25 protein-coding genes are annotated in these 23,830 nt (G+C 69.8%); 18 read left to right on the top strand and 7 right to left on the bottom strand.

The features are described from left to right. Positions 1-195 precede the first annotated feature (195 nt). From rplS to ACZ6WN_RS18650, 8 genes are all read left to right on the top strand, one after another. Entirely contained in the window at positions 196-546 is a 351-nt protein-coding gene (rplS, locus tag ACZ6WN_RS18685) for a 50S ribosomal protein L19 (RefSeq protein WP_091050100.1), read from the top strand. 123 nt (positions 547-669) lie between these two features. Then, complete coding sequence (lepB, locus tag ACZ6WN_RS18680; protein ID WP_465866645.1) at positions 670-1,572, top strand: signal peptidase I; 903 nt, start codon at positions 670-672, stop codon at positions 1,570-1,572. Further along, positions 1,569-2,261, top strand: coding sequence for a ribonuclease HII (locus ACZ6WN_RS18675; RefSeq protein ID WP_465866643.1), 693 nt, complete (start codon positions 1,569-1,571; stop codon positions 2,259-2,261). The genes lepB and ACZ6WN_RS18675 overlap by 4 nt, the downstream gene beginning before the upstream one ends. A 3-nt stretch (positions 2,262-2,264) precedes the next feature. Further along, positions 2,265-2,573 carry a DUF2469 domain-containing protein gene (locus ACZ6WN_RS18670; protein WP_045550889.1) on the top strand — a complete coding sequence of 103 codons (309 nt, stop codon included), beginning with the start codon at positions 2,265-2,267 and terminating at the stop codon, positions 2,571-2,573. A 139-nt stretch (positions 2,574-2,712) separates the two neighbouring features. Continuing rightward, positions 2,713-3,078: a YraN family protein gene (locus tag ACZ6WN_RS18665; protein ID WP_465866640.1), complete on the top strand. Its 366-nt coding sequence runs from the start codon at positions 2,713-2,715 to the stop codon at positions 3,076-3,078. Beyond that, positions 3,078-4,661: a YifB family Mg chelatase-like AAA ATPase gene (locus tag ACZ6WN_RS18660; protein ID WP_465866639.1), complete on the top strand. Its 1,584-nt coding sequence runs from the start codon at positions 3,078-3,080 to the stop codon at positions 4,659-4,661. Before ACZ6WN_RS18665 ends, ACZ6WN_RS18660 begins: the two co-directional genes overlap by 1 nt. Beyond that, positions 4,658-5,830, top strand: a complete 1,173-nt coding sequence (gene dprA / locus ACZ6WN_RS18655) for a DNA-processing protein DprA (RefSeq protein WP_465866638.1) — start codon at positions 4,658-4,660, stop codon at positions 5,828-5,830. The genes ACZ6WN_RS18660 and dprA overlap by 4 nt, the downstream gene beginning before the upstream one ends. A 29-nt stretch (positions 5,831-5,859) precedes the next feature. Further along, positions 5,860-6,822: a tyrosine recombinase XerC gene (locus tag ACZ6WN_RS18650; RefSeq protein WP_465866637.1), complete on the top strand. Its 963-nt coding sequence runs from the start codon at positions 5,860-5,862 to the stop codon at positions 6,820-6,822. A gap of 275 nt (positions 6,823-7,097) precedes the next feature. On the opposite strand, the gene ACZ6WN_RS18645 is transcribed toward ACZ6WN_RS18650, so the two are convergent. Further along, entirely contained in the window at positions 7,098-7,721 is a 624-nt protein-coding gene (locus ACZ6WN_RS18645) for a peptidoglycan DD-metalloendopeptidase family protein (RefSeq protein ID WP_465866636.1), read from the bottom strand. 421 nt (positions 7,722-8,142) lie between these two features. Here ACZ6WN_RS18645 and rpsB point away from each other — a divergent pair, with 421 nt between their 5' ends. The 8 genes from rpsB (at position 8,143) to rlmN (ending at position 14,702) form a co-directional block, all read left to right on the top strand. Next, complete coding sequence (gene rpsB, locus ACZ6WN_RS18640; RefSeq protein ID WP_465866635.1) at positions 8,143-9,045, top strand: 30S ribosomal protein S2; 903 nt, start codon at positions 8,143-8,145, stop codon at positions 9,043-9,045. 49 nt (positions 9,046-9,094) lie between these two features. Continuing rightward, a complete protein-coding gene (gene tsf / locus ACZ6WN_RS18635; protein ID WP_465866634.1) occupies positions 9,095-9,904 on the top strand; it encodes a translation elongation factor Ts in 810 nt (269 codons plus the stop codon). A 168-nt stretch (positions 9,905-10,072) separates the two neighbouring features. Next, positions 10,073-10,786 carry a UMP kinase gene (pyrH, locus tag ACZ6WN_RS18630; RefSeq protein WP_350827204.1) on the top strand — a complete coding sequence of 238 codons (714 nt, stop codon included), beginning with the start codon at positions 10,073-10,075 and terminating at the stop codon, positions 10,784-10,786. Positions 10,787-10,849: 63 nt separating this feature from the next. Further along, a complete protein-coding gene (gene frr, locus ACZ6WN_RS18625) occupies positions 10,850-11,404 on the top strand; it encodes a ribosome recycling factor (RefSeq protein WP_465867242.1) in 555 nt (184 codons plus the stop codon). A 155-nt stretch (positions 11,405-11,559) separates the two neighbouring features. Further along, the gene (locus ACZ6WN_RS18620; protein ID WP_465866633.1) at positions 11,560-12,468 is read left to right on the top strand and encodes a phosphatidate cytidylyltransferase; all 909 of its coding nucleotides are present in this window, start codon (positions 11,560-11,562) and stop codon (positions 12,466-12,468) included. Between the two features lie 14 nt (positions 12,469-12,482). Further along, the gene (locus ACZ6WN_RS18615; RefSeq protein WP_465866631.1) at positions 12,483-12,986 is read left to right on the top strand and encodes a histidine phosphatase family protein; all 504 of its coding nucleotides are present in this window, start codon (positions 12,483-12,485) and stop codon (positions 12,984-12,986) included. A gap of 77 nt (positions 12,987-13,063) precedes the next feature. After that, entirely contained in the window at positions 13,064-13,462 is a 399-nt protein-coding gene (locus tag ACZ6WN_RS18610) for a hypothetical protein (protein ID WP_465866629.1), read from the top strand. Between the two features lie 121 nt (positions 13,463-13,583). After that, positions 13,584-14,702, top strand: a complete 1,119-nt coding sequence (gene rlmN, locus ACZ6WN_RS18605) for a dual-specificity RNA methyltransferase RlmN (RefSeq protein WP_465867241.1) — start codon at positions 13,584-13,586, stop codon at positions 14,700-14,702. Positions 14,703-14,751: 49 nt separating this feature from the next. Here rlmN and ACZ6WN_RS18600 read toward each other — a convergent pair whose 3' ends face one another. Continuing rightward, complete coding sequence (locus tag ACZ6WN_RS18600; RefSeq protein ID WP_465866627.1) at positions 14,752-15,186, bottom strand: hypothetical protein; 435 nt, start codon at positions 15,184-15,186, stop codon at positions 14,752-14,754. Between the two features lie 198 nt (positions 15,187-15,384). Here ACZ6WN_RS18600 and ACZ6WN_RS18595 point away from each other — a divergent pair, with 198 nt between their 5' ends. Further along, complete coding sequence (locus tag ACZ6WN_RS18595; RefSeq protein ID WP_465866626.1) at positions 15,385-16,545, top strand: glycosyltransferase family 4 protein; 1,161 nt, start codon at positions 15,385-15,387, stop codon at positions 16,543-16,545. Here the strand turns inward: ACZ6WN_RS18595 and ACZ6WN_RS18590 are convergent. From ACZ6WN_RS18590 to ACZ6WN_RS18570, 5 genes are all read right to left on the bottom strand, one after another. Beyond that, positions 16,520-17,632 carry an LOG family protein gene (locus ACZ6WN_RS18590; protein WP_465866624.1) on the bottom strand — a complete coding sequence of 371 codons (1,113 nt, stop codon included), beginning with the start codon at positions 17,630-17,632 and terminating at the stop codon, positions 16,520-16,522. The two genes, ACZ6WN_RS18595 and ACZ6WN_RS18590, sit on opposite strands and share 26 nt — an antisense overlap. Positions 17,633-17,721: 89 nt before the next feature. After that, a complete protein-coding gene (locus tag ACZ6WN_RS18585) occupies positions 17,722-18,594 on the bottom strand; it encodes a serine protein kinase RIO (protein ID WP_465866623.1) in 873 nt (290 codons plus the stop codon). Positions 18,595-18,757: 163 nt separating this feature from the next. Then, on the bottom strand, positions 18,758-20,065 hold the full coding sequence (locus ACZ6WN_RS18580; protein WP_465866622.1) for a hypothetical protein: 1,308 nt from the start codon (positions 20,063-20,065) through the stop codon (positions 18,758-18,760). A gap of 75 nt (positions 20,066-20,140) precedes the next feature. Next, positions 20,141-21,523: an NAD(P)/FAD-dependent oxidoreductase gene (locus ACZ6WN_RS18575; protein WP_465866621.1), complete on the bottom strand. Its 1,383-nt coding sequence runs from the start codon at positions 21,521-21,523 to the stop codon at positions 20,141-20,143. After that, positions 21,520-21,993: an Lrp/AsnC family transcriptional regulator gene (locus tag ACZ6WN_RS18570; RefSeq protein WP_008363265.1), complete on the bottom strand. Its 474-nt coding sequence runs from the start codon at positions 21,991-21,993 to the stop codon at positions 21,520-21,522. The genes ACZ6WN_RS18575 and ACZ6WN_RS18570 overlap by 4 nt, the downstream gene beginning before the upstream one ends. A 138-nt stretch (positions 21,994-22,131) precedes the next feature. Here ACZ6WN_RS18570 and ACZ6WN_RS18565 point away from each other — a divergent pair, with 138 nt between their 5' ends. After that, on the top strand, positions 22,132-23,505 hold the full coding sequence (locus tag ACZ6WN_RS18565) for an NAD(P)/FAD-dependent oxidoreductase (RefSeq protein WP_465866618.1): 1,374 nt from the start codon (positions 22,132-22,134) through the stop codon (positions 23,503-23,505). Positions 23,506-23,830 lie beyond the last annotated feature (325 nt).

Raw genomic sequence — 23,830 nt, 5'->3', positions numbered from 1 at the left:
CGCTGTGGCAGACTTGTGGGCCGGTCCAGTCGGCCGAAGCACGCTCCGAAGAAGACACCCGGAGGTGTCGCGACGGGCTCCTGCCACAGGGGGAACCGTACGCCGCCGGCCAGCGTGGCTGGACCACCGCCAAAGATCGCCCTGACCAGGGCATGGATGACCGCGATCGGCCTGTGGCGAGCGTGAGGAGAAAAGATGAGCAACGTACTCGCTGAGGTCGGCAACGCCTCCAAGCGCGACGACCTGCCGGAGTTCCGCGCCGGTGACACCGTCAAGGTGCACGTGAAGGTCGTCGAGGGCAACCGGTCCCGCGTCCAGGTCTTCCAGGGTGTCGTGATCCGCGTCCACGGTTCCGGCATCGGCCGCACCTTCACCGTCCGCAAGGTCTCCTTCGGCGTGGGTGTCGAGCGCACCTTCCCGCTGCACTCCCCGATCTTCGAGCAGATCGAGGTCGTCACCCGCGGTGACGTCCGTCGTGCGAAGCTCTACTACCTGCGCAACCTGCGCGGCAAGAAGGCGAAGATCAAGGAGCGCCGCGAGGCCTGAGCGGCTGGGGCTTGATCGGCGGAGCGAAGCGACGCCCGATCTGCCCCAGACCGGGGCCTGAGAGGCTCCTGAAGATAGCGAGTCGATGAGGCTCGTTGTGGAGGAACTCTCTAGACTCACCGCGTGACTTCGAACGACCGCGATCCTTCCGTCGGTGCCGGGCCCCAGGCCCGCTGGGACGGGCCCGAGACAGGGGGATCGCGGTCGTTCTCGTCTTCTCCACAGGCCCCGCGCTGGGCCTCGCAGCCGCCGGGCCCGGCCACCGGCCCGCGCCGCGAGGAGGAGCACAAGCCCCGCCTGTCGGCCTGGCAGGAGGGCATCGTCCTGGTCGTGCTGGCCGTGCTGGTCGCGGTCGTGGTGAAGGCGCTGTTCGTGCAGGCCTTCTACATCCCCTCCGAGTCGATGGAGCCCGGCCTGCAGGGCGGCCCCTCGGTGGCGACCGACGACCGGGTGCTGGTGGAGAAGCCCTCCTACTGGCTCGCGGGCACGCCCAAGCGCGGCGATGTCGTGGTCTTCTCCGACCCGGGCTCGTGGCTCGGTGTCGACGACTCGGCCGGCCCGAGCAATCTTGTCGGCAAGGCGCTGGCGGTCATCGGTCTCTACCCCGAGGGCGGCCACCTGGTGAAGCGCGTCATCGGGGTCCCCGGCGACGTCATCGAGTGCTGTGACAAGCAGGGTCGGCTGATCGTCAACGGCGTCCCGATCGACGAGCCGTACGCCCGGCCCTCGCAGACCAAGTGCGGCCGCCCCAACAAGGAGGGCGAGTGCTTCGGGCCGATGCCCGGCAACCGTCACTGGGAGGCCGGCCCGGTGCCCGAGGGGTCGCTGTTCGTGATGGGCGACAACCGGGCCAACTCGGCCGACTCGACCGTGCACATGTGCACGGCCAACGAGACCGACTGCGCCCTGGTGCCCTGGGTGCCCGAGGACAACGTCGTCGGCAAGGTCGTGGCGCTCGGCTGGCCGCTGGACCGGGCGAAGTGGATCCACCGGCCCGAGAGCTTCGAGGACGTGCCGTCACAGTGAGCAGTGCGCCAACCCTGCGAGTCGAGCGGTCCCTGCTGCGCGAGGGCGTCACCCACCTCGGTGCCGTCGACGAGGTGGGGCGCGGCGCGCTCTGCGGGCCGGTCTCGATCGGGATCGTGGTGATCTCCGCGGCGACGCGGACGGCACCCCAGGGCGTACGCGACTCCAAGCTGCTCACCCCCGAGGCCCGCGAGCTGCTCGCGCCGAAGGTGCGCCGCTGGGCCGTCGACTCCGCCGTCGGCCACGCCCTGGCCTCCGAGATCGACGAGGTCGGGATCATGGCCGCGATGCGGCTGGCCGGTCAGCGGGCGCTGAGCGCCCTGGACGTACGTCCCGATGCGCTGCTGCTCGACGGCAACCACAACTATCTGACCCCGCCGGTGCAGGAGGGGCTCTTCGGTGAGGTCTCCGCGATGGTGGAGGAGGTCGAGGTGCCGCCGGTGACGACGATGATCAAGGCCGACATGAAGTGTGCCGCCGTCGCCGCTGCCTCGATCCTGGCGAAGACCTCGCGCGACGCGCTGATGGTCGCGCTCCACGAGGAGTACCCCGACTACGCGTGGGCCGACAACAAGGGCTACTCCGCGCCCGCCCACGTCGCCGCGCTGGAGCGCCTGGGGCCCTCGGCATATCACCGCCGCTCGTGGAGTCTTCCCGGGACTTCGCGTGAGTTGGCTCTAGAGTCTTAAAGCATGAGCGCGGAGGATCTCGAGAAGTACGAGACCGAGATGGAGCTGACCCTCTACCGCGAGTATCGCGACGTGGTCGGCATCTTCAAGTACGTCGTCGAGACCGATCGCCGGTTCTACCTGTGCAACCAGGTCGACGTGCGAGCGCGTACGGACTCGGGGGACGTCTACTTCGAGGTGTCGATGAACGACGTCTGGGTGTGGGACATGTATCGGCCGGCCCGGTTCGCGAAGGCGGTCAAGGTGCTCACCTTCAAGGATGTCAACGTCGAGACGCTCAACCCGACCGACATCGACCAGCCGCTGGACTGACGGCCTGCTGATCTCGGGCCAGTTTCTGTCCACAGGGCGATCTCGATCCGGGGTTATCCCCAGGCGTCCCGAATCCGGCTCGGATTGTCGGTGCCCACGATGAGTCTGGACCTCGAAGCCGAAAGGCAGGAGGTCCATGATGAGTTCAACGGCGCCGGCGCGGATCGCGCTGGGAAACTACGGCGAATCGGTCGCCGAGAGGCATCTGGTCGAGGCGGGCATGACCGTCCTCGACCGCAACTGGCGGTGCGCTGACGGGGAGATCGACCTGGTCCTGCGCGAGGGCGACACCCTTGTCGTCTGCGAGGTGAAGACCCGCAGCCATGACGGGTGCGGCACCCCGCACGAGGCGGTCGACAAGATCAAGCTCGACCGGCTGAAGCGGTTGGCGATCGCCTGGCTGGAGAAGCACGACGTGCGCGCCCCGGGGATCCGGATCGACCTCGTCGCGGTGATGCACGCACCCCGTGGCTCGGCGCTGGTCGAGCACGTCAGGGGCCTGTGATGGGATACGCCCGAGCTCATGGCGTCGCGCTGCGGGGCGCGGTCGGCCACTTGGTCGACGTGCAGGCCGATGTCTCGCCCGGTCTGGTGGGAGTGACCCTGGTCGGCCGCGCCGACAGCGTGCTGGCCGAGGGCCGCGACCGGGTCCGGATGGCGATCATCAACTCTGACCTCGAGTGGCCCGCGACCAAGCGGATCACGGTGCTGCTCTCGCCCGCCGACCTACCGAAGGGCGGCTCGCACTACGACCTCGCGATGGCGTTGGCGATCCTCGCGGCCGGCGGCGAGCTCGAGACGATCGGGCTGGAACGCACGGTCTTCATCGGCGAGCTGGCGCTCGATGGTGGGCTGCGGCCGACCTCCGGTGTGCTCCCGATGGTGCTCGCGGCCTCGCATGCCGGGATCGCTCGCGTGGTGGTGCCGGAGCCGCAGGTGGCCGAGGCGCGGATGGTGCCGGGGATGGAGATCCTGGGGTTCCGGTCGCTGGGCCAGGTGGTCGCCGAGCTCCGGGGCGAGCCGGTGCCCGACGCGCCGCCGGTCGCGACCGGCACCGGCGGCAGCCTGCTCGGCTGGCGAGGCGACCGCAGGCTCGACGACATGGACATGTCCGACCTTCGTGGCATGCCGGAGACCCGCTACGCGGTCGAGGTCGCGGCCGCCGGTGGACACCACCTGCTGCTCAAGGGACCGAAGGGCTGTGGCAAGACGTCGATCGCCGAGCGGATCCCGACGATCCTGCCCGACCTCTCCCGCGAGGAGTCGCTGGAGGTGATGGCGGTGCAGTCGCTGGCCGGGGTGCTCGAGGTCGACCGAGGGCTCCTGACCCGGCCGCCGTTCGCCGCCCCGCACCACGACGCCTCCAAGCCAGGCATCGTCGGCGGTGGCACCGGTCGGGTCCGTCCGGGCCAGGTCTCGCTCTCCCATGCCGGCGTTCTCTTCCTCGATGAGTTCCCGTTGTTCAAGAGCGACGTCATCGAGTGCCTGCGCGAGCCGCTGGAGAGCGGCGACATCACGGTGTCGCGAGGCGAGGAGTCGGTGACGCTCCCGGCGCGTGCCCTCGTCGTACTCGCCGCCAACCCTTGTCCGTGCGGCAACTTCGACGCCTCCATCACCAAGGACGGTTGCATCTGTCGGTCCAACGAGCGCCAGTCCTATGAGCGCAAGGTCTCCGGGCCGATCACCGACCGCATCGACATCATCCGCACCCTGCGGCCGATGTCGGAGCAGAACCATGATCCGTGGGGCTCGGAGACCAGCGCCGACATCCGCGAACGGGTCACGGCTGCCAGACGCCGCCAACGCGAGCGCTACGACGACTTCGGGTGGCGGCTCAACGGGCAGGCGAGCGGGATCGCGCTGCGCGACAACTGGCCGTTGCCACCAGCGGCCGAGGCGCTCATCGACTCACGCATCTTCTCCGGCGCCTTGACCCGTCGCGGCGCGGTGCGCGTGCATCGCCTCGCGTGGACGGTTGCCGACCTCGCCGGGGTCGACTGGCCGGGCGTCACCGAGACCGAGACAGCCCTCGCGCTGCGCAACGGCGGCTCGCTCACGGTTTCCACCTTCGAGGGGAGGTCGGCATGACCGCCGCACCTGTCGCGCCGACGTTCACCGACCTCGAGCGTGAGCGGCTGGCCCGGATCGCGCTGACCCAGCTGATTGAACCCGGCACGCCCCTGCTCGACACCTGCATGGTGGGATCCACCGCGACCGAGGTCTACCGGCGCTTCGCCGAGGAGGATCCGGAGCTCGGCGACGACGGGCTCGAAGCGAGGTTGCGGCTGGCTCAGATCCATCCCGACCGTGACCTGGAGCGGGCGGCCAACGCCGGGTTCCGCTACGTCATCCCCGGTGACGAGGAGTGGCCCGCCCAGGTCGAGCGGCTCGCCGGGCAAGAGCCACTTCAATACCGCACCGGCACGCCGCTGGGTCTGTGGGTGCGGGGCCCGCTCCTGCTCAGCGACCTCGACCGCTCGGTCGCCATCGTCGGGTCCCGGGACGCGACCGCCTACGGTGCCGACGCCGCGGCGCGGATCGCGGCGGATCTCGCGGTCAACGACTTCGTCACCGTCTCCGGGGCAGCGGTCGGGATCGACGCCGCCGCGCACCGGGGCGCGCTCACCGGCCCGCCGGGGAGCACCGTCGCCGTGCTTGCCGGCGGTGTCGATGTTCCCTACCCGTTGCGCAACCGGCGCCTGCTCGACGCGATCGCCGAGAGCGGGGCGGTGATCTCGGAGATCGCGCCGGGGTTCCCGGTCACCCGCTATCGCTTCCTCTCCCGCAACCGGATCATCGCCGCTCTCGCCCGGGGCACCGTCGTCGTCGAGGCGGCGGCGCGCAGCGGCTCCCTCAACACCTCCCACTGGGCCTACAGCATCAACACGCCCGTGATGGCGGTGCCGGGTCAGGTGGGTGCGATGACCTCGGTCGGCACCCACGAGCTCGTGCGCAGCGGCAAAGGCGTCCTGGTGACCGACGGTCTCGACGTCCGCGAGCTCGTCGGCGACATGGGGGAGGCGGTTCCCGCCGAACCCCGAGGCCCCGTACGCCGCCGCGACGTGCTCACCTCCATCGAGAAGCAGGTCCTCGACGCGGTCCCGGTGAGCAGCCCCTCCTCACAGCTCACGATCGCCAGGTCGGCGTGCCTGCACCCGAAGACGGCCGGCACGGCGCTGTCGCGACTCGAGGCGCTCGGTCTCGCCGAGCGGTTCCCCGACGGGTGGCAGCTGGCGCCGGGCGCGGCTCGCACCTGAGCCCCGGGCCACCGCCTATCCTGGCTCGGGTGAGCGCTGATCCGGACGCAGAAGCGGAAGGCGGGTCCGCGGAAGCGGAGCTCCCCGAGCTCTACGCCGCGCTGCTCGGGGACTACGAGCGACACCTCAGCGCGGAGCGCGGCCTCTCCGACCACACGGTCCGGGCCTACCTGGGCGACATCCGCAGCCTCCTCGACCACGCCGGCCGCATGGGCCGCACGGAGCCCGAGGCGATCGATCTGCGCACCCTCCGCAGCTGGCTGGCCAAGCAGCAGACAACCGGCCACTCACGTACGACCCTGGCCCGGAGGGCCACCGCGGCCCGGGTCTTCTGCGGATGGCTGGTTCGCACCGGTCGGGCGCAGGTCGATGCCGGTGCCGCGCTCGGCTCGCCCAAGGCCCACCGGACGCTTCCGCCCGTGCTGCGCCCCGACGAGGTCGAGTCCCTCATCGGCGCCGCCATCAGCGCGGCCGAGGACGGCACACCGGTCGGCATGCGCGACATCGCCCTGCTGGAGATGCTCTACGCGACCGGGGCCCGGGTCGGTGAGCTCGTGGGCCTCGACCTCGACGATGTCGACTACGAGCGCCGAGTCATCCGGGTGCTCGGCAAGGGGCGCAAGGAGCGGATGGTGCCCTTCGGTGGTCCCGCGGTGCGGGCGCTCGATCGTTGGGTGGTCCGCGGCCGGCCTCAGCTGGTCACCGAGTCCTCCGGCCCGGCGCTGTTCCTCGGAGCCCGCGGCGGCCGTCTCGACCAGCGTGCCGTACGCACCCTCGTCCACCGCCGCCTCGCCGATGTCCCCGGCGCCCCTGACCTCGGCCCACACGGTCTGCGCCACAGCACCGCCACCCACCTCCTCGAGGGCGGCGCCGACCTCCGCTCGGTCCAAGAGCTCCTCGGCCACGCCAGCCTGGCGACCACCCAGATCTACACCCACGTCAGCAGCGACCGGCTCCGCAAGGCCTACCGCCAGGCCCACCCCCGCGCCTGATTCGCCGAGCCGTCACCCGCGTTGGCCGAGGCGTCACCCGCGTTGGTCGAGCCGTCACCCCCGTTGGCCGAGGCGTCACCACCGTTGGCCGAGGCGTCACTCGCGTCGGTCGAGCCGTCACCCGCGTTGGCCGAGCCGTCACCCGCGTCGGCCGAGACGTCAGAGTGGTGGGCGAGATGACAGAACTGGCAGCCGAGAGTCGAGCCGTGAGCGACGATAGTCGAGCTCGGCCGCCCACGGCTGGCAGTTTCGATCGCTAGAGCTCCCGATGCGGGCTACCTGACCGGGTCGCCACGCCAGAGGGGAAGGAGCCGGACCGGCCGCGGAGCGTCGACGAGCAGCAGCGGGTCGAGATAGACATCGTCGGCGTTGCGGATCCAGCCCCAGTGCAGACAGGCGGCCGGGAAGCAGTGGGAGCCGGCGAGGCCGAGGCGGCCCAACGGCGCGCCGGCCGCCACCGGATCGCCGACTGACACGGTGGCGACGACCGGCTCATAGGTGGTCCGGGTGGCTCCGTGGTCGACGCTCACGACCGCCTTGCCGGCGATGGTTCCGACGAAGGCGACCGTCCCGGTCATCGCGGCGTGAACGACGGCGCCCGGTGACCCGGCCAGGTCCACGCCGCGGTGACCCGCGCCCCAGGGAGCATCCGGCGGGTCGAAGCGGCGGACGATCTCCGGCTGGGGTGCCAGCGGCCACTCGCCCTGCGGGACCTCCTCGGCCTCTCCGACCGGGCTCGGACCCTCGTCGTGACCCCCAGCCCCGCCCAGCGCGGCGCCGGACGGCGCCACCTCGGCACGTGGCGTTCCGAGGGCTGGGCTTGCCGGGGCGATGAGGACGACGAGGAACAGGGCCGCGACGAGGGCGCGGGCCCGGTCGGAGAGGCGGTGCGAGGTCATGACGAGCAGACAACCCCGGATCGAGGGACCGCACAACGAGACCCGTACGTTCTGTGGATAACCTCGTCCCGAGACACCCCTGTGGACACTGATCGGCCCGCGCCGGAGCCGGTCGCGGTGGATTGGCCCGAGACCCGGTCGGCGGCTAGTCTTGGACCGGCAGCCCCCTGTGGGCTGACTTCGCACGCCAGCAGACCGCGACGGTGCCTCGCTCCGAGACGCCGGTCGCCCGCGGGCGCGGCCCTCAGTCCCGAGCAGCATGCTCAGGTCGGACCGCGTGCAGGCGTCAGGGCCCGTCACCACCGACGGGCGCGAAACTGAAAACCGACCGGCTCGCGCCAACACCCGCCCGACCTCGAGAAACGCAAGGTCGAGCCACCAGCGGTGCACACGCGGGCCACCACCTAGGAGAAAAAACATCATGGCAGTCGTGACCATGCGCCAGCTCCTCGAGAGCGGCGTCCACTTCGGACACCAGACCCGTCGCTGGAACCCGAAGATGAAGCGGTTCATCCTCACCGACCGCAACGGCATCTACATCATCGACCTGCAGCAGTCGCTGGCCTACATCGACCGCAGCTACGCCTTCATCAAGGAGACCGTGGCCAAGGGCGGCACGATCATGTTCGTGGGCACCAAGAAGCAGGCCCAGGAGGCCATCGCCGAGCAGGCGACGCGCGTCGGGATGCCCTACGTCAACCAGCGCTGGCTGGGCGGCATGCTCACCAACTTCCAGACCGTGCACCAGCGGATCAACCGCCTCAAGGAGCTCGACGAGGTCAACTTCGACGACGTCGCCGGCTCGGGTCGCACGAAGAAGGAGCTCCTGCAGATGAAGCGGGAGCGCGACAAGCTCGAGAAGACCCTGGGCGGCATCCGCGAGATGGGTCGCACCCCGTCCGCCGTCTGGATCGTCGACACCAAGAAGGAGCACCTCGCCGTCGAGGAGGCTCGCAAGCTCAGGATCCCGATCGTCGGCATCCTGGACACCAACTGCGACCCCGACGAGGTCGACTTCCCGATCCCGGGCAACGACGACGCCATCCGCGCGGTCGGCCTGCTGACCCGCGTGGTCGCCGACGCCGTCGCCGAGGGCCTCATCGCCCGTTCGGGTGGCAAGACCGAGGGCACCGAGGGCGCCACCGCCGAGGAGCCGCTGGCCGAGTGGGAGCGCGAGCTCCTGGCGACCCCGGCCACCGAGGAGGCCACGGCCGAGGAGACCCCGGCCGCCGAGGCTGCTGAGACGACCGAGGTCGCCGAGACCACCGAGGCCAAGGCCGAGGAGACCCCCGCCGAGACCCCTGAGGCCCCGGCCGAGGCCTGAGCCTCATCGTCCACCCCAGAGCCACTTAACAAGTCAGAGGAAGACACGCATGGCTTACACCGCTGCCGACGTCAAGAAGCTCCGCGAGCTGACCCAGGCCGGCATGATGGACTGCAAGAAGGCGCTCGACGAGGCTGACGGCGACTTCGACAAGGCCGTCGAGATCCTTCGCGTCAAGGGCACGGCCAAGGCCGCTGCCCGCGCCGCGGAGCGCACCACCTCGGCCGGCCTCGTCGCCGCGTCCGGCAACGCCCTGGTCAGCCTCCTCTCGGAGACCGACTTCGTCGCCAAGAACGAGAGCTTCGTCGCTGCTGCCCAGCAGATCGCCGAGGCTGCCGACGCCAACAAGGTCAACGACATCGAGGCCCTCAAGGCCGTCTCGCTCGGTGACAAGACCGTCGGTGAGACCGTCGAGAAGCTCGCCCGCACCATCGGCGAGAAGATCGAGCTCGGCCAGGTGGCCCACTTCGAGGGTGAGACCACGGTCTACCTGCACAAGAAGGCCTCCGACCTGCCGCCGAGCCTCGGCGTCCTGGTCGCCTACGAGGGTGACGAGGCGGCCGCGAAGCAGGCCGCTCAGCAGGCTGCCGCGCTCAAGGCGCAGTACCTCACCTCCGACGAGGTCCCGGCCGACGTGGTCGAGGCCGAGAAGGACGTCCTGACCAAGAAGACGCTCGAGGAGGGCAAGCCCGAGGCTGCCGTCGCCAAGATCGTCGAGGGTCGGATCAAGGCGTTCTTCAAGGAGATCGTCCTGCTCGACCAGGAGTCGGTCTTCGAGTCGAAGAAGTCCGTCAAGCAGGTCCTGGACGCCGCCAACACGCAGGTGAAGCAGTTCGCCCGCTTCGACGTCGGCGCCTGAACCGAGCCTGACTCCGCGCGAACAGCGCGCGATCAGTTAGGTTGAGCAGCAACGTACGACGAAAGGGGCCGGTCCGATGAACCGAATGGTGATCATCGGACCGGCCCTTTCGTACGCCATCCCCACATGCATCACCCCGCACGACGTCGCCCCAGGAAAGGCCACGGCATGACCCGCTACCAGCGAATCCTGATCAAGCTGTCCGGAGAGAACTTCGGCGGCGGCGAGGTCGGCGTCGACCCCATCGTGGTCGCCTCGATCGCCAAGGAGATCTCCGCTGTCGCCGCCTCCGGCGTGCAGGTCGCGATCGTCGTCGGCGGTGGCAACTTCTTCCGCGGCTCCGAGCTGCAGCAGGCCGGCATGGACCGGTCCCGCGCCGACTACATGGGCATGCTCGGCACCGTCATGAACTGCCTCGCGCTGCAGGACTTCCTCGAGAAGGAGGGTGTCGACACCCGGGTGCAGACCGCGATCACGATGGGCCAGGTCGCCGAGCCCTACATCCCGCGCAAGGCCATGCGTCACCTGGAGAAGGGCCGCGTCGTGATCTTCGGCGCCGGCTCCGGCATGCCCTACTTCTCCACCGACACCGTCGCCGCCCAGCGGGCCCTGGAGGTCCACGCCGAGGTCGTCCTGATGGCCAAGAACGGCGTCGACGGGGTCTACACCGCCGACCCGAAGAAGGACCCGACGGCGACGAAGTACGATGAGCTCACCTTCGGTGAGGCGCTGCAGAAGCAGCTCAAGATCGCCGACGCCACCGCGTTCGCCCTCTGCATGGAAAACAAGATGCCGATCGTCGTCTACGGCGCGGAGGACGAGGGGGCGGTCTACCGGATCGTCCAGGGTGAGAAGATCGGTACGCTCGTCACCGCTGGCTGAGCGGCACGAGCACCCACGCCACCCACACCCACCACACTTACGAGCGCACAGGAGCATCCGGTGATCAACGACATCCTCAACGAGGCCGACAGCAAGATGGTGAAGTCGGTGGACTCCACGCGTGAGGACTTCGCCACGATTCGCGCCGGCCGGGCGACCCCGCAGATGTTCAGCAAGATCCTGGTCGACTACTACGGCACCCCGACGCCGATCCAGCAGCTCGCCTCGTTCACCAGCCCCGAGCCGCGGATCATCAACATCGCCCCGTTCGACATCGGCGCGATGGCCAACGTCGAGAAGGCGATCCGCGACTCCGACCTCGGTGTCAACCCGTCCAACGACGGCAAGATCCTGCGTGCGGTCTTCCCCGAGCTGACCGAGGAGCGCCGCAAGGAATACATCAAGCTCGCCAAGGAGAAGGCCGAGCAGGGCCGCGTCTCCGTGCGCCAGGTGCGTCAGAAGGCCAAGCAGAATCTCGAGAAGCTCGAGAAGGACGGCGAAGCCAGCAAGGACGACGTCACCGGTGCCGAGAAGCGCCTCGACAGCCTCACCAAGAAGCACACCGACGCGATCGACGAGCTGCTCAAGTCCAAGGAAGCCGAGCTGCTAGAGGTCTGAGCCTGTGACCCTGCGAGCGAAGCGAGCAGAGTCACAACGCGAAGAGAGCGAGCGCAGCGGCTGAGTTTGCGAAGCCGCGAAGCGGGTCGAGACCTACCCGTACGCGGTCGGGTTCCACGAGCGATTCGGACCGCGACCACCAAAAGGACCTGAGCATGAAGGAATCACTTGTGAGCCAGACGCCGCCGTCTCCTTCTTCCCCGGCATCCGAGCCGCCGAAGAAGGACTACGGTCGCGCCGGCCGCAACCTGCCCGCGGCTATCGGCTCCGCGGTGGTCCTCCTGGTGGCCATCGCGCTGAGCCTGATGTTCGTGAAGACAGCCTTCATGCTGATCGTCGTCGGCTGTGTCGTCGCCGCGGTCTGGGAGCTGCACCGCGGCCTGATGGCCAAGGACATGGACGTCCCCGAGCAGCCGCTGATGATCGGCGGCACGGTGATGGTCCTGGTGGCCTACTTCCTGGGCTCCGACGCGCTGGTGACGGCCACCGCGGTCACCGCTCTGGTGATCATGCTGTGGGTGCTGCGGCGTGGGGTCGAGGGTTACGTACGCACGTCGGCGGCCTCGGTCCTCACCCTGTTCTACCTGCCGTTCCTGGGCTCGTTCGTCGCGCTCATGCTCGGTGAGGGCGGCGGCTGGACCTCGGGCGGCCTCTCCGACGACGGCGTACGCGGCATCATCGTCTGGGTCCTGCTCACGATCATGTCCGACATCGGCGGCTACGTGGCCGGGGTGCTCTTCGGCAAGCACCCGATGGCGCCGGTGATCTCCCCGAAGAAGTCCTGGGAGGGCTTTGCGGGCTCGGTCGTCTTCACCGTCGCCACCGGCGTCGGCCTGGTCGTGTGGCTGCTCGACGGATCCTGGTGGGTCGGCGTCGCGCTCGGTGTGGTCGCCTGCGTGATGGCGGTCCTGGGCGACCTGGTCGAGTCGGTCATCAAGCGCGACCTCGGCATCAAGGACATGAGCCAGATCATCCCGGGCCACGGCGGCCTCATGGACCGCCTCGACTCGCTCCTGGCGACCGTCGCGCCGGTCTGGCTGATCCTCCACTACGCGGTCTTCTGAGGGCGCGTCTTCTGATGCTCTTCCTCGTACGCCACGGCCGACCCATCCAGGTCCGCGGCGTCGCCGCGGAGCACTGGGATCTGGATCCGGCCGGGTTCGACGAGGTCTGGGCGCTGCGTGACCGGCTTCCGGCCGGCGCCGCGTGGTACTCCTCGCCCGAGCCCAAGGCGCAGCAGACCGCCCAGCTGCTCACCGACGGCGAGGTCGGCGTGGTCGACGATCTCCGCGAGCACCGCCGCGGCGACGCGTGGGTCGATGACTTCCACGCCGCGGTCGAGCGCGCGTTCGCGGAGCCGAGCGTGCCTGCGTACGACGGCTGGGAGCCGCTCGAGGAGTGCCGCGCCCGCGTCATGAAGGCCATCGCCGGGATCCTGTCCGCCCACGCCGGCGAGGACGTCGTGCTCGTCGGTCACGGCACCGCTTGGACCATCGTGGCAAGCCAGCTCACCGGCGAGGCCCCGGATCTCGCCCGGTGGCGAGACCTCGGTCTGCCGGACGTGATCACGGTCGACGCCTGACCGCGTTGATTCACCCGAGTTCGTCGCGGCAGCGATTCTTTACCGAAGACGGCGGGGTTCGGCGCTACGGTTGAAGGGTGACCCAGCGTCCCGCGGACCTCGACGTGGACTCCGATCCAGACGTCGAGGCAGATCACGGCCCGGAGGGGGAGTCCTCGGGGTCCGGTGGGCTGTGGGCCTGGATGCACGACTCGCACCCGACCGTCGCCGCCCTGGTCGGGTTCTACATCGGCCTGGCGTACGCGATCCTGGTGCCCGGCACCTGGGGTGCGCTGCTGGCGTGGCTCCTCGGGCAGGAGCGGGCCGAGGAGCTGTTCCCGTGGGTGGCGCTGACCCTGTTGGTGCCTCTGGCCCTGCTGATCCCGCGCAAGACCCGCCGCCTGGCCCAGTTCGTCTGGCTGGGGATCATCCTCACCGTGCTGGTGGTGGTCGGTGTCGGCGCGCTGGTGTTCTGGATCCTGCTGAAGACGGGCTGACCGAGCGGCCCGGATCCAGGTTTCGCCGTACGCAGCACCCCGGTGGGACACTGGATACGTGACCGAGCCCGACCCTGTGACCGTACCGGCCCCGCACAGCCCCGAGGCCGAGGCTGCCGCGATGGAGGGGCGCCGCCTGCCCCTGGTGATGGCGCCGCCGAAGGGTCGCGGGAAGCCGCCGCGCCACCTGGCCGACCTCGATCTGGCCGGCCGCCAGGACGCGGCGAAGGAGGCAGGGCTTCCGGGGTTCCGGGCCAAGCAGCTCTCGGTGCACTACTTCGAGCGGCTGGTCGACGACCCCGAGAAGATGACCGACCTTCCCGCGGGCCAGCGCCAAGAGCTGGTCGACACGTTCCTGCCCGACCTGATGACCCCGATCCGTCAGCAGGAGGCCGACAAGGGCACCACCCGCAAGACGCTGTGGAAGCTCTTCGACGGCGCCCTGGTCGAGTCGGTGCTGATGCGCTACACCGACCGCGCCACGGTCTGCATCTCCTCCCAGGCCGGCTGCGGCATGGCCTGCCCGTTCTGCGCCACCGGCCAGGGCGGCCTCGAGCGCAACATGTCGACCGCCGAGATCGTCCACCAGGTCGTCGTCGCGGCCCGGCAGATGGCCAGCGGCGAGATCCCCGGCGGTCCGGGTCGCCTCTCCAACGTGGTCTTCATGGGCATGGGGGAGCCGATGGCCAACTACAAGGCGCTGATGGGCGCCGTCCGCCGCCTCACCTCCCCGGCGCCGGAGGGTCTCGGCCTCTCCGCCCGCCACGTGACCGTCTCCACGGTCGGCCTGGTCCCAAGGATCAAGCAGCTCACCGAGGAGGGCATCCCGGTCACCCTGGCCCTCTCGCTGCACGCCCCCGACGACGAGCTCCGCAACGAGCTCGTCCCGATCAACACCCGCTTCTCGGTCGCCGAGACCGTCGACGCCGCCTGGAACTACGCGCGCGTGACCAAGCGACGCGTCTCCATCGAGTACGCCATGATGCGCGGCATCAACGACCAGGCCTGGCGCGCCGACCTGCTCGCCGACGTGCTCAACTCCTACGGCGACTGGGGCTGGGTCCACGTCAACCTGATCCCCCTGAACCCGACCCCCGGCTCCAAGTGGACCGCCTCCGACCCGGCCGACGAGCGTGAGTTCGTACGCCGTCTCGAGGCCAAGGGCATCTCCACCACCGTCCGCGACACCCGCGGCCGCGAGATCGACGGCGCCTGCGGCCAGCTCGCCGCCGCCGAGTAGCACGTAGGGGCGGCGTCCTCGGGCGACGAGGACGGCACGATCGGCCGGCTCACGCCCCTGGCGCGGGCCGGCGCTCGTGACCGGCTTGACCTCGGGTGCGGCGGGCCTCCTTCAGCTCTGACTCGTAGAGGTGTCGCCTGCCCTCGACGAGGGCGTCGCGAGCCTCCTTCTCCAGCCGCTTGAAGGTGGCGTAGTAGCCGTCGTCGTACTCCTCGACGATCTGGAACGTCCACCTGCCGTTGAGCACGTTGCGGCCGACGAGCTCGCGCTCGAACGTGTCCGCCAGCTCGGTGTGGCCGGCCTCGCGCAGCTGCTGGACACCCTTGCCGAGGGTGAGGTCGGCCGTGCCGGTGATGCGGTGCAGCGCGTACAGATGGCCACGGGCGATCTCGATCGCTTCGAGTGCCTCGCTGATGGTGCCGAGCGCCTCGACGGTGAGATCGTCGACGCCTTCGGGCCGGATGTGCTCCTCATCGGTGGTCATGCCGCGATCGTGGCAAAGTCAGCGGGCGGGCGGCAACACCCCACGCGGCGACAGATCTCCGCGAGTCACGCGACGTTTCCGCTGATGACACCGCACGGACTACCTGTCGTCCGGAACGGAGTTCTGGCCACGGGAGGTTCACCGATCGGTCAACCAAGTCGGGGATCACGTTGCCGCAGGGCGCTCACGATCAGAAACATGAGCATCAGCCTCGATCGGGTCTCGCTGGTCGCCGCCAACTCGGAGCCGCTCCGCGTCCTCATCGTGACGGAGTCGTTCCTGCCCCAGGTCAACGGCGTGACGAACTCCGTACGCCGCGTGCTGGAGCATCTCGCGGTCGACGGCCACACCGTCGAGGTCGTGGCCCCCACCGGGCCCACCGAGTACGCCGGGTTCCCGGTGACCCGCACCCGTGGTGCGACGTTCTGGGTCTACAAGGACTTCCGTGTCGGCCTGGAGACGCGGCGCAAGCTGCGCGCGGTGATGCGCCGGTTCGGGCCCGACGTCATCCACGTCGCCTCACCGGCGCTGCTCGGCCGGCAGGCCGTCCTGGTGGCCAAGGAGCTCGGCATCCCGAGCGTGGCGATCTACCAGACCGACCTGGTCGGGTTCTGGGACAAGTACAAGGCCGTAGGTGGCCCGCAGGCCGCCGCGATGCTCACCCGGCAGGCGCACTCCGCCGCCGACCGCACCCTGGCGCCGAGCTCGTCGGCCCTCACCCAGCTCGAGGGTCTCGGCGTCCAGCGCACCGGCCTGTGGCCGCGTGGCGTCGACGTCGAGCTGTTCCACCCGAGCCGCATCGACCACGACCTGCGCGCGCAGCTCGCGCCCAACGGGGAGACCATCGTCGGGTACGTCGGCCGCCTCGCCCAGGAGAAGGAGCTGCACCTGCTGGCGCCGCTGGCGCGCAACCCGGCGTACAAGGTCGTGCTCGTCGGCGGTGGCCCGCAGGAGCGTGAGCTGCGCCAGCTGCTCCCGAACGCGACCTTCCTGGGCGTGCTGCAGGGGGAGGAGCTCGGAGCTGCGTACGCCTCGCTCGACATGTTCGTGCACACCGGCTCCCACGAGACGTTCTGCCAGGCGGTCCAGGAGGCGCTCGCCTCCGGGGTCCCGGTCGTCGCGCCGCGATCGGGCGGACCGCTGGACCTGGTCGCCGACGGCGTCACCGGGTTCTTCTACGAGCCGGGCAGCCGTGAGGACCTCGGCTCCCACGTCGCGCTGCTCCACCGCGACCCGCAGCTGCGGCTGCGGATGGGGCGCGAGGCCCGCAAGAGCGTCGCGCACAAGTCGTGGGGCGCGGTCAACGCCGCCCTGGTCGACCACTACCGCGACGTCATCGGGGCGCGCCGACTGCGATGACCTCGAGGACCTCCTCGGCGGTGTCGACGAGGTGGATGTGGTCCTCCATCGCGCGGCCCCGGGCGAGGGCCTGCAGGAGCGGCCAGACCGGTAGCTCCTCGGTCCAGTAGCTGCGCCCGACCAGCACCATCGGCGCGACCGCGCTCGTGTCGGCGTAGTAGTTCTCGCAGGCGTCCTGGAAGACCTCCTGCACGGTGCCGCCGGCGCCGGGTAGGAAGACGATCCCGCCGTCGCAGACCTCCAGCAGCACCGCCTCGCGGGTGGCGTTGCGGAAGTACTTCGCGATCGCCCCGGCGAACACGTTGGGCGGCTCGTGCCCGTAGTGCCAGGTCGGGATCCCCAGCGACCTCCCCGGTGTGCCGTCGACCCGGTTCCGTACGTCCAGCGCGACCTGTACCCAGGACCGGACCGACGGCCGGAAGAACGGCACGGTGGCCAGCGCCGTGAGCGCATCGTCCAGCACCGTCTTCGGTGCCCCGGCGAGGAAGGCGCCCAGGTTGGCCGCCTCCATCGCTCCCGGGCCGCCGCCGGTGGCGACCACATGACGGCTCGCCAGGTGCTGGGCGAGGCGGGCGGCGGAGGCGTAGGTCTCCTCACCCCGCCGCAGCGCGTGCCCACCCATCATCCCGACGATCCGCGTGCCCTCCTCGCGTCGCGCGCGCACCCATTCCTCGAGCGCGGCATCGATCGCGTGATCGTGGAGGGTGATCGCGAGCTCGTCGTCGGCGTCGAGCGGCTGCTGCAGCCAGGCGTACGACCTCGCATCCAGGCTCCGCGCATAGACCGGGTCGTCGTAGAGCTCCTCGGCGGTATAGAGGTGGGAGCGGTAGACGTCGACCGGTGTCTCCGGGATCACCGGCATCACCAGCGCGCCCTCGTCCTCGGCGTAATCGCCGTCCCCGGGCGCGAAGGTGCACCCGAGGAACGTCGCCCCCGCCAGCTCGGTCTCCCGCAAAGACTCCGAACGCGAGCTCAGATCCAGCGACCGCAGCCGCCACCCCCGCAGGCTGCCCGCCCCGGCCGCCAGATGCCCGTCGAGCTCCGCTACGGACTCGATGTCGACGTGTCGTCCGCGGTGATGCTTCATGGGAGCAACTTAGCCTCTGGCGAGTCGGCACGACCTGACGGGATTCAGCGCCGAGTCGGCTCGTCATGACGAGCCGACTCGGTGGCTGGTCAGAAGGCGTGGGCCATCAGGTCGGCGTAGACCTCCTGCTCGTCGACCTCCAGGCCCCGCGCCTGGAACCACTTCGCGACGTTGGTGATGTCGCGGAGCAGGAAGTCGAAACCGAGCGGGTTGCCGACCAGGTCGATGATCTGCGGAAGGTCGATGATCACCAGCCGGTCCTGCTGGGCCAGGATGTTGTAGGGCGAGAGGTCGCCGTGGACCAGGCCCGCCTGCACCATCGTGGCCAGCGCGTCGACCAGCCCGTCCCACCACATCTCCAGGACGTGGTGCTCCGGCCGGGTCTGGGCGAGCCGCGGCGCCGTCTCGAGTTCCCCGTTGCCGCCGTCGACGGCGATCCACTCCATCAGGATCTCGGTGCCGTCGATCTGCACGGGATAGGGGACCGGGAGGCCGAGGTTCCAGCAGCGTACGAGCGCGTTCCACTCGGCGTTGGCCCACTCGGCCTTGGCGACCTCGCGGCCGAAGGTCGAGTTCTTCTTCAGCGCGCGCTCGTCGCGGGAGCGCTTGACCGAACGGCCCTCGGTGTAGCTCGCTGCCCGGTGGAAGGTGCGGTGGTCGGTGTCGCGGTAGCGCTTGGCGACCATCAGCGCCTCCTGCTCCGGGAAGAGCGGGTCGGCGCGCACGACCAGGAAGGCGTCGGCCTCCTTGCCGGTCTTGAGGATGCCGAGCTCGGTGTCGATGGCGCCCTGAGAGGTCACCACCCAGTCCGGGCGCGGCTCCGGTCCACGGGAGAGCGGCTCCACGGAGAGCCAGGTGGACCAGCGTTGTCCGTCCTCCAGGTCGTCGTAGGTCTGGAAGTCGAAGACGAAATTCGGGTCGATCCCATCGATGGGATCAGCGGAGATGTTCTCCTGAGTCACTTCGGGTGCTCCTGATGCGAGAGATGTTGTCTGTGGGCAGGCACAGGACAGAGACAGTCATGGGTCTGCTCCTCTCGATCAGGGGCGCCTCGTGGACGAGGACGCCGGTCGCGGTCCATGGTGGAGGACCGCGACCGGCGTACGCAACAGGTTTATCCGGTCCCTACCCGGCGACCAGCCAGATGTCGTCGTCCCCGAGGACCAGGACACGTCCGTCCTGCAGTCCGAGGGAGGAGACTCCGTACGGCGCCGCGAGCTCGGCCGACTCCTCCCCGGAGGTTGCATCGAGATAGGTGTGCGTGTAGGCCGGGACGTCGCGCCCGATGGCGAGCGTGGCCAACGACTGGGGGCCGTTCCCGTATCGGTCGATGACGGGTCCGCTCACGTCGATGCCGGGGTAGACCTTCTTTGTCCCGTCCGATGCGCCATCAGAGGTTCGCGACAGCTTCTCGCTCCACAGCCTTTTCCCTGTCGTGGGGGAGTACGCGGCGATCTGGTCGGTCAGGGTGAGCACGATGGCATCCGGGGTGGGCGAGAGCTGGGTCCTGTCCTCCTCCGAGGTCGGCCCGGTCTTGATCCGGAAGCTCGTGGCTCGCCGGCCTTCGAGGTCCGCGGTGACGACGTCGTAGGCGTCACCTGAAGGGTTGGTGACGTAGATCCGGTCGGTGAAGACTTCTACCTTGGGGTATCCGAGATCGGGGCACGGAGTCGACGTGGTCCATGCCCGTTTGCCCGCTCGGGTGGCGGTGAAGTGACAGGTCCCGTCCTTGCGGGACATCCCGACGAGCAGGTCGCCGACCTGGGCGGCGACGTCGTCCGTGACTTCGACCGCGGGACCGAACGGCTCGCCGTCGCGTACTTGGAAGACGGAACGCTTCGTCGGGTCGATGTCGGTCGCGATCGTCGGGACCCGCCGGACGGACGGGTGGTCCACGAAGGTGTCGACGCCGATGACCACCGGCGTCCAGAGATCGGTCGAGCTGCGCGAGGTGCGTGATGTCACTCGACCGGAGACGTCGAACTGAGCGGTGACGCACCCGCTTTTCTCCGAGCAGGCGATTGCGTCCAGCGTGCCGTCGCGGCTGATGGCGATGGGCAGGTAGAGATCGTCCAGGGTCCGGTGCCAGAGGTCTTGGCCGTCCCGGTCGTACATCGCGATGCTGTCGTTCCCGACGACCGAGATGTGGCCACCGTCTCCGGCGAACGCCCACGCGCCGTCCCGATACTCCTCGGCGATCTGCTTCCCTGATCCGAGGTCACGAATCGTCAGCCGGTCGGTGTCGTAGGTGTAGATCCGGTCGCGCACGACGACCGCTTCATCGCCGCCGTCCTCGGCTGCCACGTGCCATACGACGTCGCCGGAGACCAGGTCGTGGGCCCGCCAGTGTCCGATCCCTACGAGCAGCGCGCCGACGCAGACCAGCACGCCGACAGAGACGAGCGCCTTCTTGGCGCCGGACGAGACAGCCATGAGTTCCCCCGAGATCCTCGTGCGACAGCCGCAGCGTAATGCCTGAGCACGAGGGAACGGCGAAGGCGCGAAACGTCAGTGACCGCCCACCAGCGGCGCGACGGCCCGGGCGACGAGGGATCCCTTGCCGGTGGCGGACTCCTCGGCGTCGGCCACGGTCATCGCGCGCAGCCCGGCGTTGACGCCGAGCCAGCGCAGCGGCTCCGGTTCCCAGCGCGGGGAGACGTGCCCGACCCAGGGGAGGGCGGTGAGGTCGGAGTCGGTGCCGAGGACCAGGTCTCGCAGCGTACGGCCGGCGAGGTTGGTGGTCGCCACACCGTCGCCGACGTAGCCGCCGGCGTGGGCGAGGCCGCTGGCGGGGTCGTAGCCGACCGAGGCGTGCCAGTCGCGCGGGATGCCGAGCACACCGCCCCACCGGTGGGTGACCGTGTGGTTGCGTACGGCCGGGAACATCTCGACCAGGGTCTCCTGCAGCCGACGGTGGGTCCGCAGGTCGGAGGCGTCCGCGTGGGTGACCTTCGAGCCGAAGGAGTACGGCGCGCCGCGACCGCCGAAGACGAGCCGGTCGTCCGCGGTGCGCTGCCCGTAGATCAGCAGGTGCCGGCCGTCCGAGAATGTCTCGCGCTCCTCCAGGCCGATGCTCGACCAGACCAGGTCGGAGAGCGGCTCGGTGGCGATGATCAGGGAGCGCACCGGGATGACCTCGCGCTCGAGGCCGGCCAGCGTCGGGGTGTAGCCCTCGGTGGCGCGTACGACGACGTCGGCGGTGATCACGTCGCGCGCGGTCCGCACCCGGTGAGGCTCGATCGCGGTGACCCGGGTCTGCTCATAGATCGTGACCCCGCGGGCCTCGACCGCACGGGCCAGGCCGCGGACGAGCTTGGCAGGATGGAGCGCGGCGCAGTCGGGGGTGTAGGTGGCGCCCAGGGTGCTGGTCGCGGCGAGCCGCTTCTCGGCGGCGGCCTGGTCCAGCAGGGAGATCTCGGCCTCGCCGAGCCCCCACGAGCGGGCGTGCTCGACCTCGTCCCGGGCGCGCCCGAGCTGGGCGGGCGTACGGGCCACGACGACCGTGCCGCCCTTGGCGATGTCAGCCTCGATGCCCTCCGCGCCGGCGACCCGGATCACCTCGTCGACGGTCGCCCGCATCGCCCGGTCCTGGGCGAGTGCGGCCTCCCGGCTCGAGCCCGCCGCCACCTTGTCGAGCGAGGCCGGGAAGAGGGCCGAGCACCAGCCGCCGTTGCGGCCCGAGGCGCCGAACCCGGCGACCTCGGCCTCGAGGATCGCGATCGTGAGGTCGGGCTTCGCCTCGGCCAGGTAGTAGGCCGTCCACAGCCCGGTGTAGCCCGCACCCACGATCGCGACATCGACCTCGATGTCGCCCATCAGCGCCGGCCGGGGCTCCCAGGTGTCGCCGGCGGTCTCGTGCCACAGGCTGATGCCGGCGTAGCCGGCGGTCACCTGACTCCCCAGGCGTAGGTCTGCTTGTGCAGGTGCAGGTACATGAACGTCTCGGTGCTCACCACGCCCTCGATGGCGCGGATCTTGCTGGAGACGAGGTTGAGCAGGGCCTCGTCGCTCTCGGCGACGACCTCCACGAGCAGGTCGTAGGAGCCGGCGGTGATGACGATGTAGTCGACCTCGTCGAGCTTGCCGAGCTCGTCGGCGATCCCCTCGATCGGCCCGGAGGTGCGTACGCCGATCATGGCCTGCCGCGCGAAGCCGAGCTCGAGCGGGTCGGTGACCGCGACGACCTGCATCACGCCGCTGTCGACGAGGCGCTGTACGCGCTGCCGCACCGCGGCCTCGCTCAGGCCGACCTCCTTGCCGATGGCGGCATAGCTGCGCCGCCCGTCCTGCTGGAGCTGTTCGATGATCAGCTTGTTGACCTCGTCGAGGTGAGCGCCCCCGTTGCGCTTGCGAGTGGTCATGGCACCCAGTCAACCTTTTCGTCGTCGCCGGATGCAACGAAATCCGTCGTGTGTAACGAACAATTTCCATGATTCCGTACATTCTGTGTGGCTGACGGCCTCTGAAGTTGTCATAGTGGCGTCGTGAACCATGCTGCGTTGACCAATGCGAAGCCCGCCGTCTACTGGCTCGACGACCCGGCGAAGCCCGCGCCGCTGCCGCCGCTGCTCGGGGCCTCGTCGGCTGATCTGGTGGTCGTCGGGGGCGGCTACTCGGGGCTGTGGACGGCGCTGCTGGCCCGCATGCGGTTTCCGTCGTGGTCGGTGGTGCTGCTGGAGGCGGGGCAGTGCGGGGACCAGGCATCGGGTCGCAACGGCGGCTTCGCCGAGGCGTCGCTGACCCATGGCTTCTGGAACGGCCTGGAGCGCTGGCCCGAGGAGCTCGCGACGCTGGACCGGCTCGGTCAGGAGAACCTCGCCGAGATGGCCGCGACCATCGAGGAGCACGGCATCGACTGCGACTGGCAGCTCACCGGGGCGTTGAACGTCGCGACCCGGCCGCACGAGGTCGAGGACCTCGCCGAGTGGTCGGCGGCGCTGAGCGAGCACGGCATCAAGCACCGGCTGCTGGACGAGACCGGGGTGCGGGAGGAGCTCCGCTCACCGACCTACCTCGGTGGCCTGGAGGTCGTCGGTGACACGGCCATCGTCGAGCCGGCACGGCTGGCCTGGGGGCTGCGGCAGGCCTGCCTGGACGCGGGCGTGGTGATCCACGAAGGCTCGGCTGTCACCGGTCTCGACCGGGACGGCGCCGGGATGCGGGTCTCGACGATCGCGGGATCGGTCCGGGCCGGGCGGGTGGCCCTGGCCACCAATGCCTTTCCTTCGCTGCTGCGACGCCTGCGGATGATGACCGTGCCGGTCTACGACTACGTACTCATGACCGAGCCGCTCTCCGCCGCGCAGATGGACGCCATCGGCTGGGCGAACCGGCAGGGCGTCAGCGACTCCGCCAACCACTTCCACTACTACCGCCTGACCAGGGACAACCGGATCCTGTGGGGCGGCTACGACGCGATCTACCACTTCGGTTCGAAGATCTCCCCGGAGCTCGAGACCGGCGCCACCCACGACAAGCTCGCCAGCCACTTCTTCGAGACCTTCCCGCAGCTGGAGGGTCTGCGCTTCACCCACCGCTGGGCCGGCGTCATCGACACCTGCACCCGCTTCTCGGCCTTCTTCGGCAAGGCCTACGCCGGCCGCGTTGCCTACGCCCTCGGCTACACCGGTCTCGGCGTCGGAGCCACCCGCTTCGGCGCCCAGGTGATGCTCGACCTCCTCAGCGGCGAGCAGACGGAGCGTACGTCGCTGGAGATGGTCCGCTCCAAGCCGTTGCCGTTCCCGCCCGAACCGGCGCGCTACGCGGGCATCTCGATGATGGTCCGCTCGCTCGGCAAGGCCGACGCCAACGGCGGCCGCCGCGACCTCTTCCTGCGGACGATGGACCGGCTCGGGCTCGGCTTCGACTCCTAGGGCTCGCTTGGCGAGCGCTGTGGCTGGCGTTTTCTCGTGGGCTCGTCGCAAACCCGTTGGGAGGGTGCTCTGGGCGGTTCCCAGGGGCGGGGCGGTGTCCCTGAGGTTGTCGAGGGGGCGGCCTGCGCCGTCGGCTTCGCTGCTTGCTTCGTGGTGCTGGGTGGCGGTCCGTGGAGGGGTGTGGCTGGCGTCTGGGGCTGAGCCGGTTCGCTGGGTTGGTGAGGGGCGGGTTTTCGGGGTTGGGGTGTCTCGTTGGGCTGGTGGCCGCCGACCCGTTACGGAGGGTGTTCTCGCCGGTTCCCGGAGTCAAGGACGGCCTGCGGCC

Source organism: Nocardioides sp. NPDC054178, from assembly GCF_055585005.1.
Note: the sequence above shows the minus strand (reverse complement) of the source record. Positions and strands in the feature narration are given on the sequence as shown.

Excerpts from the sequence above, each read along its gene's own strand:
- rplS (WP_091050100.1), top strand. The coding sequence starts at position 196 with ATGAGCAACGTACTCGCTGAGGTCGGCAACGCCTCCAAGCGCGACGAC.
- ACZ6WN_RS18670 (WP_045550889.1), top strand. The coding sequence starts at position 2,265 with ATGAGCGCGGAGGATCTCGAGAAGTACGAGACCGAGATGGAGCTGACC.
- ACZ6WN_RS18665 (WP_465866640.1), top strand. The coding sequence starts at position 2,713 with ATGAGTTCAACGGCGCCGGCGCGGATCGCGCTGGGAAACTACGGCGAA.
- ACZ6WN_RS18660 (WP_465866639.1), top strand. The coding sequence starts at position 3,078 with ATGGGATACGCCCGAGCTCATGGCGTCGCGCTGCGGGGCGCGGTCGGC.
- dprA (WP_465866638.1), top strand. The coding sequence starts at position 4,658 with ATGACCGCCGCACCTGTCGCGCCGACGTTCACCGACCTCGAGCGTGAG.
- ACZ6WN_RS18645 (WP_465866636.1), bottom strand. The coding sequence starts at position 7,721 with ATGACCTCGCACCGCCTCTCCGACCGGGCCCGCGCCCTCGTCGCGGCC.
- rpsB (WP_465866635.1), top strand. The coding sequence starts at position 8,143 with ATGGCAGTCGTGACCATGCGCCAGCTCCTCGAGAGCGGCGTCCACTTC.
- tsf (WP_465866634.1), top strand. The coding sequence starts at position 9,095 with ATGGCTTACACCGCTGCCGACGTCAAGAAGCTCCGCGAGCTGACCCAG.
- pyrH (WP_350827204.1), top strand. The coding sequence starts at position 10,073 with ATGACCCGCTACCAGCGAATCCTGATCAAGCTGTCCGGAGAGAACTTC.
- ACZ6WN_RS18620 (WP_465866633.1), top strand. The coding sequence starts at position 11,560 with ATGAAGGAATCACTTGTGAGCCAGACGCCGCCGTCTCCTTCTTCCCCG.
- ACZ6WN_RS18615 (WP_465866631.1), top strand. The coding sequence starts at position 12,483 with ATGCTCTTCCTCGTACGCCACGGCCGACCCATCCAGGTCCGCGGCGTC.
- rlmN (WP_465867241.1), top strand. The coding sequence starts at position 13,584 with ATGGAGGGGCGCCGCCTGCCCCTGGTGATGGCGCCGCCGAAGGGTCGC.
- ACZ6WN_RS18600 (WP_465866627.1), bottom strand. The coding sequence starts at position 15,186 with ATGACCACCGATGAGGAGCACATCCGGCCCGAAGGCGTCGACGATCTC.
- ACZ6WN_RS18595 (WP_465866626.1), top strand. The coding sequence starts at position 15,385 with ATGAGCATCAGCCTCGATCGGGTCTCGCTGGTCGCCGCCAACTCGGAG.
- ACZ6WN_RS18590 (WP_465866624.1), bottom strand. The coding sequence starts at position 17,632 with ATGAAGCATCACCGCGGACGACACGTCGACATCGAGTCCGTAGCGGAG.
- ACZ6WN_RS18580 (WP_465866622.1), bottom strand. The coding sequence starts at position 20,065 with ATGGCTGTCTCGTCCGGCGCCAAGAAGGCGCTCGTCTCTGTCGGCGTG.
- ACZ6WN_RS18570 (WP_008363265.1), bottom strand. The coding sequence starts at position 21,993 with ATGACCACTCGCAAGCGCAACGGGGGCGCTCACCTCGACGAGGTCAAC.